8 protein-coding genes are annotated in these 6122 nt (G+C 38.3%); 7 read left to right on the forward strand and 1 reads right to left on the reverse strand.

Annotated elements, in window-relative coordinates:
- Positions 1-26: 26 nt before the first annotated feature.
- Positions 27-749, reverse strand: coding sequence for a type II restriction endonuclease (locus tag HZA08_08950; GenBank protein ID MBI5193551.1), 723 nt, complete (start codon positions 747-749; stop codon positions 27-29).
- 864 nt (positions 750-1613) lie between these two features.
- Here HZA08_08950 and HZA08_08955 point away from each other — a divergent pair.
- The 7 genes from HZA08_08955 to HZA08_08985 all read left to right on the forward strand — a co-directional run.
- On the forward strand, positions 1614-1814 hold the full coding sequence (locus tag HZA08_08955; GenBank protein MBI5193552.1) for a hypothetical protein: 201 nt from the start codon (positions 1614-1616) through the stop codon (positions 1812-1814).
- Positions 1815-1818: 4 nt separating this feature from the next.
- Positions 1819-1935 carry a type II toxin-antitoxin system mRNA interferase toxin, RelE/StbE family gene (locus tag HZA08_08960; protein MBI5193553.1) on the forward strand — a complete coding sequence of 39 codons (117 nt, stop codon included), beginning with the start codon at positions 1819-1821 and terminating at the stop codon, positions 1933-1935.
- Between the two features lie 233 nt (positions 1936-2168).
- Positions 2169-3011, forward strand: a complete 843-nt coding sequence (locus HZA08_08965) for a hypothetical protein (GenBank protein MBI5193554.1) — start codon at positions 2169-2171, stop codon at positions 3009-3011.
- A gap of 58 nt (positions 3012-3069) precedes the next feature.
- Positions 3070-3246, forward strand: coding sequence for a hypothetical protein (locus HZA08_08970; protein ID MBI5193555.1), 177 nt, complete (start codon positions 3070-3072; stop codon positions 3244-3246).
- 51 nt (positions 3247-3297) lie between these two features.
- Positions 3298-4008: a toprim domain-containing protein gene (locus HZA08_08975; protein ID MBI5193556.1), complete on the forward strand. Its 711-nt coding sequence runs from the start codon at positions 3298-3300 to the stop codon at positions 4006-4008.
- Between the two features lie 408 nt (positions 4009-4416).
- Positions 4417-5892, forward strand: a complete 1476-nt coding sequence (locus tag HZA08_08980; GenBank protein ID MBI5193557.1) for a hypothetical protein — start codon at positions 4417-4419, stop codon at positions 5890-5892.
- The coding region (locus HZA08_08985; protein MBI5193558.1) for a hypothetical protein at positions 5889-6122 on the forward strand (234 nt) is incomplete at its 3' end. The genes HZA08_08980 and HZA08_08985, both read left to right, overlap by 4 nt.

Raw genomic sequence — 6122 nt, forward strand, 5'->3', positions numbered from 1 at the left:
CCTATTTTATTATTTCAAAAACAAAATTAATATAATAATTCTTTGACCAACTTCTCAAGCACCCCATTACAAACCATATTTAGATTCAAGGTATAGTCAATATGATTAAATGTCTCTTCAAGAGGTCTTAGAGTTGCTTTCCACCCAGCACCATCCGTAATCCAAATAAATCCATGCCCATTAGCTTTTATAAAATCGAATAAAGCCTTATACTCACCAGCCGTAGCTTTTAACTTAGAACCACCGCCGCCGTAATAGTTTGTTTCAATCAAACATAAGTTATCGTTATATCTTATTGCAAAATCAAAACGCCTGGACGATTTATCCACCTTAAGATCGATACCCCACTTAGCTCTAACGCGACGTGCTGTAGCCTGAGTAATATAATCAAGCTTGTTAGTAGAACAGATTGGCTTTAACAAACCCTCAACAATACTTTCCATTGTAGTACCACCACGATTTTTCCTTCCATTGCTATCTAAGCCAACCTCAACGCCAATTACGTAATCAACTATGTTTTTAATAGACTTTTGCCGGAATAAACTTAATATGCCTGTATTATCCGCAAACCTGTAAGCCTTTTCAATATCTTCGTCACTCAAAACATTCTGAACAGTAAACCTAAAATCTTCATATGTAAATTTACCTCCGGTAAAATCTGTAAGAATTTTGAAGCTTTTTTCTCTGCAAGCAAGAAGAATCGGGATTATCCTTATCAAGGCGATTTTATACATGCCATAGTTTTTCATTTTAACCCATTCTGTCTTATTCTGTCTATAGTTATGACATTAAATCACTCTGCGATTTTAAGTCTGTTTTGTTCTGTTTTGTTCTGTCTACTATACAAAAACTATACAGTTGAAAGATAGGTAGGCACAACTTCCGAAAAATGGAAGATATCCGAGGTTGATTAAATATTTTCTTATTTCTACCATACAACAACTCTACAATCAGAAAATAGACTGCACAACTTCCGATAACGGAAGAGGCCGGGGGTTCAATCAAAGATACCTCTGCTTACCCAAATATAGGAAGAGGATTACACGTAATGTTACATTTATAGGTATGACCTTAAAGGGATAATATGTTGTCCCTTAAAAATACATATAGAGACGTATACCTTAAAATTTCAGTTACATCAGTTACATCAGTTACAGGTATAATAAAATCAATGAGTTATGAAAGAGTTTTGTAACTGAATACCGGAATTACGGTATGATTTCAGTTACAGATTCAGTTACAACTTGGATAACATCTTACCTCTTTCATGGAATATTACCAAAAAACAGTAAATTCACCCTCTTGATACCGGCTGCCGGTTCAGGTTATATTGACAACATCAAAAGCCATAAGTAACCGTCCTTATCCATGCTGAAGGCACGGAAAGGGGGGAAGAACAAATATAGTTTGACGCGGTAATATCCGGTGCGGTAGGTTGTGGTCTGGTCAGGTTCGGTTGGGCGGGATATGGCAGCGTCAGGCAAGGCAAGGTAAGTATCAGCCTTGCAAGTGTCCTTGTATGGTGACGTACAGGGCGGTTCTTACGGGCCGTGATAACGCTTGCAAGGCTTTTTTTATTTTAAACAACATCAAAACCATAAGGAGGCTTTACAATGTCAAAATCAAAGAAGGCAAGAGAGGAAGAGGTAGTATCAGAACCTAAGTGTATTACTGAAATAAGGGAAGAGTTGCACGCTGATCAAGCAAGAATTGCAGCACTGGATAAGGAAGACGTTATGGACTTATCGGAGCAGCTTGTTACTTGTAGGTATAAGCTGGGATTCCTTGTAGATTGCTTTATCATTGTTGGATGATGTTATGCGAAAACTCACACAAGAAGAACCCCTTGACAGAAAATATAAAGACCATACCTTACAGGGCAATTTCAAAGACCGGAGAGAATGCCATATACAGCCGGACTGGTTATTGATATAAAGATTGATGCAAAAGAAAAGACGATTATCTTTGAGAGAACCGGCAGCCATGCAGACCTCTTTGAATAAGTAAGACCTTTCCATTGTCTCCACAATTCCCTTATCCCTGCTGTATTTTCTTGCCATGATTTGAATCTCCATTTATTCTTTTTCTGTTTTGAAAATTCTGTTGCTAAATCATGTAAGCACAAAAAAACTTGACAAGTATAAGTGACATGATTAATAATGTCATTTATGATATTCGAAGATATTAATTTGAGACTAAAAGCAGGAAAGATTGAAATATCCCTTCAGACCTCTGAACCTGTTCAGGTTGAGTCACAAAAACTATCACCAATAAAAATAAATAATGTTCATACCATAGTATTTACAGAACCCAAAAAGGATAATCAGGGTAATGTTCTACATAAAAAAGTTTCAAAGAAAATTGAGACCTTCCTATCTACCTTTATTAATGATGATTTGTGGAGTTCCTTTGATTCTGTGGGTACTACCATAAAAAAAAGATATGCAGCTAATAGAGAAAAACGATTTGCAAATTTGTTAATGGGGATTACCTCTTTTAAGCAAAAAGAGGTAGCGGAATTCTTAAACATTCCTTTTGGCACAATTAGAAACTGGTGTTCTGATCCAGACTTTAAATGTCTTATGAGTAAGAAGCGTCATGAATTCCTTGAATACTTGATAAACAAAATTATGGATTTTTTGAATGATTTTAAAGAAATCGATTCGCAGCATCACATTTTTATTGAGGTGGAAGGGTTAGAAGATTACAAAATTTACAACGCAAATATCGTGAATGATATTCTACAGATTTTTATAAGTCGGTATAGTCATACACCTGATGAGATTACGAAAAAAAGATATATGCTGATCCAGAATATTTTATTTGCATATATCTTTAAAAAAAGATTTATGCCTAGTGGATTAAGCGGTAATAACACGGCTGCTAATCTCATCGGCATTGTAAAGGAGATTTTAAATAAACCTATCCCGACGAAAAAGGAAAGGGATCAGTGTATGTTTATATTAACTTCTATTGAGAAATTTTTAAGGGAATTTAATCAAAGTAGTTAATTTTTTTTGTTTTGATGTGTGACAAAACAAATAATGTAATTGAAGGGAACAGGCATAAATGAACGATTTACAACAACTAATACAGCAGGCAGGGCTTGAGGCATACCGGCGTTATTTAACGGATGCAACAATTGGTAAGAAGATACTCTGTCCTTTTCACGGTGATAAGGATAACCCAAATTTCAGCATTCATCAAGACACAGACGGGGTTTTTCGTTTCAAATGCTTTGCCTGAAACGTATCCGGGGATATCATTGATTTTATTGGAGCGATTAAAAAGATTGATATGGCTACTGCTATTCAGGAGTTGAAGGCATTAACAGGACAAAGCACTTCAGCGAAGACCGAAGGAAAATCAAAGACACCTGCGGGTAATTCATCAAAATTCTATTCTCCAAAACTTTATACACTTGAACAGATAAAGGCACTCAGACCAGAGAATCTTTCCTTTGACAGGCTACATGAGTACACGGCGGGGAATCCTGTTTATGTAAAGGCAATTTACAAAGATGATGCCGGAAAGAAAACATGTAAATTTTTCACTTTGTCAAACAAAACGCAGGGCTTGTATGTAATGGGCCGTAAAAGCGAGCCTGTCCTTTATAATGAGGAGCTATTGTTAAAAAAGCCGGATGATGTTGTTCTTGTAGTTGAAGGAGAAAAGGATGCGGCGGTCTTAACCGATTACGGCTTTCTTGCTGTCACAGCGGGTAGCAGTTCCGATTTAATGAGTAAGACTGTCCTTGACCTGTTCAAAGCACACTTAAGAGGCAGGGAGGTTATATTAATACCGGATGAAGACGAACCAGGACAGAAGGCCATGCAGGCAGTGTCAAAGGCATTAACCGGCGCAGTTGCGAGTGCGAGGATTATTGATATAGGCGGTGCTTGGAATTCTCTTATTGAAGATAAAGAGGCTATGCCAAAAGGTGCTGACATTTCAGACCTTATTGAATCATATCAAAGGTGTTTTCCACTGACGGATCCGGAGTCATAGCGAAAAAATATTGTTGAAATACTCCATGAGCTTTTTAAGGATGCTAAAACGATACCAGAATTAGATGTTACGGTTGAGCCAGAGAAAACTCTTTCAGGCGGTACGATAGATGCAGAGTTTGCGGGCATAGAAAAGATAATCCCATACCCGTATCATATTGATGATGCCGGTCATCTTTGCAGGTGGAAGCAGACTAAAGACGGGGAAATATCGGAAACACTCTGTAATTTTATTGCATGGATTACGAAGGATATTACGGAAGACGACGGGGCTGAAAGTAGAATAAATTTTGAGATAACAGGCAGGTTAGGGAGTTATAAGTTACGTCCAATTCAAGTTAAGTCTGCACAGTTTCAGGGTTTAAACTGGATTCATCAGTGGGGTAGTCAGGCGGTTATAACAGCAGGTATGACTAAAAAAGATCATGTTCGTGAGGCAATCCAGAAGATATCAAATAACACCGGCCAAAAAGAGATAATAATTTTTTATTGTCATACAGGATGGAAAAAAATTAATAATGAATGGGTTTACTTATCAGGTGGCGGGGCTATCGGAAGTGCTAAAGATGTCAACGTAAGCCTTCCACAAAATTTTCACAGATACAACTTACCGAAACAATCGGAGAATGAAGTTGAGGCAATTAGAATAAGCCTGTCATTTTTGGAACTTGCGGATAGAGAAATCACGCTGCCTTTATACTCATTCCTGTTCCTGTCAGTATTAACAACATTACTCAAGCCGATTCCAAACTTCAGCGCTTATCTGTATGGAGACACAGGGACTTTTAAAACTACCCTATCATTGATGCTACTTTCACATTTTGGAGATTTTACAGACCCACAGGAATTATCAAATTTCGAAGATTCAGCTAACAGTATCGAGAAAAATGGTTTTCTACTCAAGGATAATTTAATGGTACTTGATGATCATCATCCAAGTATAAAGAAAGTAGATGCAGACTCTAAAAAGAATCTTGCACAGCGAGCAATCAGAGCCTTTGCAAATAGAACTGGGCGTGGCAGATTGAATGCAGACACGACATTGAAGGCAACATACTTCCCGCGTGGACTATTGCTTGTTACAGGTGAGGAAATCATCACTCTTCAATCAACACTTGCGAGAGTGATGATTGTTGAGATTAACAAAGGTGACGTAAACAAGGCACGATTAACGGAACTGCAATCGAAAGCGAGCTTACTACCTCACGCCATGACTTCCTTTATCTTATGGGTTAAAAGAAACATGGAAGAGATTACAAGTAATTTCAAAAGTCAATTTGTGGAACTTAGGGGAGTTGCCGGTGTTGATGGATTACATGGCCGTTATCCTGAACAGATTGCCTTTCTACAGTACGGATTGAATACAATTGCTTCGTGGTTGATAGACAAAGGTATTTTCTTAGAGCAGGAAGCAGAAGAATTGACGGCAGTAGGATGGAACATATTCAAAAAGGTTGCGGAAAATCAAAATAAGCGACTGGAGCGGGAAGACCCCATGAAGAGGTTTGCGGAAATAATTCAGACTGCCATAGCCCAGGGTAAGGCGAAACTTGAGCACAAAGGGGAATATCGTAATGAAATAAGGGGCGGTGAGTTTGGGGAATTGATAGGTTATTTTGATGATTGCGGGATTTACTACCTATTGCCTGAAGCTGTCTGGAACTTGCTTTCAAAGTTTTGCATAGGGCAAGGGGAACATTTCCCAATATCCAGGCAATCATTTTATAGGCAGTTGCAGGTCAAGGGGATTATTGAAGCGGGGCAAGGACAAACAACGAAACAAGAGCGTATAAGAGGCCAGAATAAGAGGGTATTGAAAATCATAAAACCGGAGATTTTCGAGGATATGCAGGAATTGACCGTACAAGAGGAAATGGAGATATGAGGCCGTCTTTATTAAATGTGATCCAAGAAATTGAGAAAAAGAAACCTCAAGATATTGATGACGTGGAAAACCTTTTCAAGGTACTCAAGATGAAGCTATCAGATTTTAAGCAGGCCGGTCTACTAATCCGGATCAAGGCAGGCGTCCTTGACGGTGAGTATATATATCTTGCTTCCAGTGCAAAAGAGGCAGAGACCGGCAAGGCAGAGGGGTTGATCACATACACAGCA

It is taken from the genome of Nitrospirota bacterium, assembly GCA_016212215.1.
In the GTDB taxonomy this organism is placed as follows: Bacteria; Nitrospirota; 9FT-COMBO-42-15; order HDB-SIOI813; family HDB-SIOI813; genus JACRGV01.

Excerpts from the sequence above, each read along its gene's own strand:
- HZA08_08950 (MBI5193551.1), bottom strand. The coding sequence starts at position 749 with ATGAAAAACTATGGCATGTATAAAATCGCCTTGATAAGGATAATCCCG.
- HZA08_08955 (MBI5193552.1), top strand. The coding sequence starts at position 1,614 with ATGTCAAAATCAAAGAAGGCAAGAGAGGAAGAGGTAGTATCAGAACCT.
- HZA08_08960 (MBI5193553.1), top strand. The coding sequence starts at position 1,819 with ATGCGAAAACTCACACAAGAAGAACCCCTTGACAGAAAATATAAAGAC.
- HZA08_08965 (MBI5193554.1), top strand. The coding sequence starts at position 2,169 with ATGATATTCGAAGATATTAATTTGAGACTAAAAGCAGGAAAGATTGAA.
- HZA08_08970 (MBI5193555.1), top strand. The coding sequence starts at position 3,070 with ATGAACGATTTACAACAACTAATACAGCAGGCAGGGCTTGAGGCATAC.
- HZA08_08975 (MBI5193556.1), top strand. The coding sequence starts at position 3,298 with ATGGCTACTGCTATTCAGGAGTTGAAGGCATTAACAGGACAAAGCACT.
- HZA08_08980 (MBI5193557.1), top strand. The coding sequence starts at position 4,417 with ATGACTAAAAAAGATCATGTTCGTGAGGCAATCCAGAAGATATCAAAT.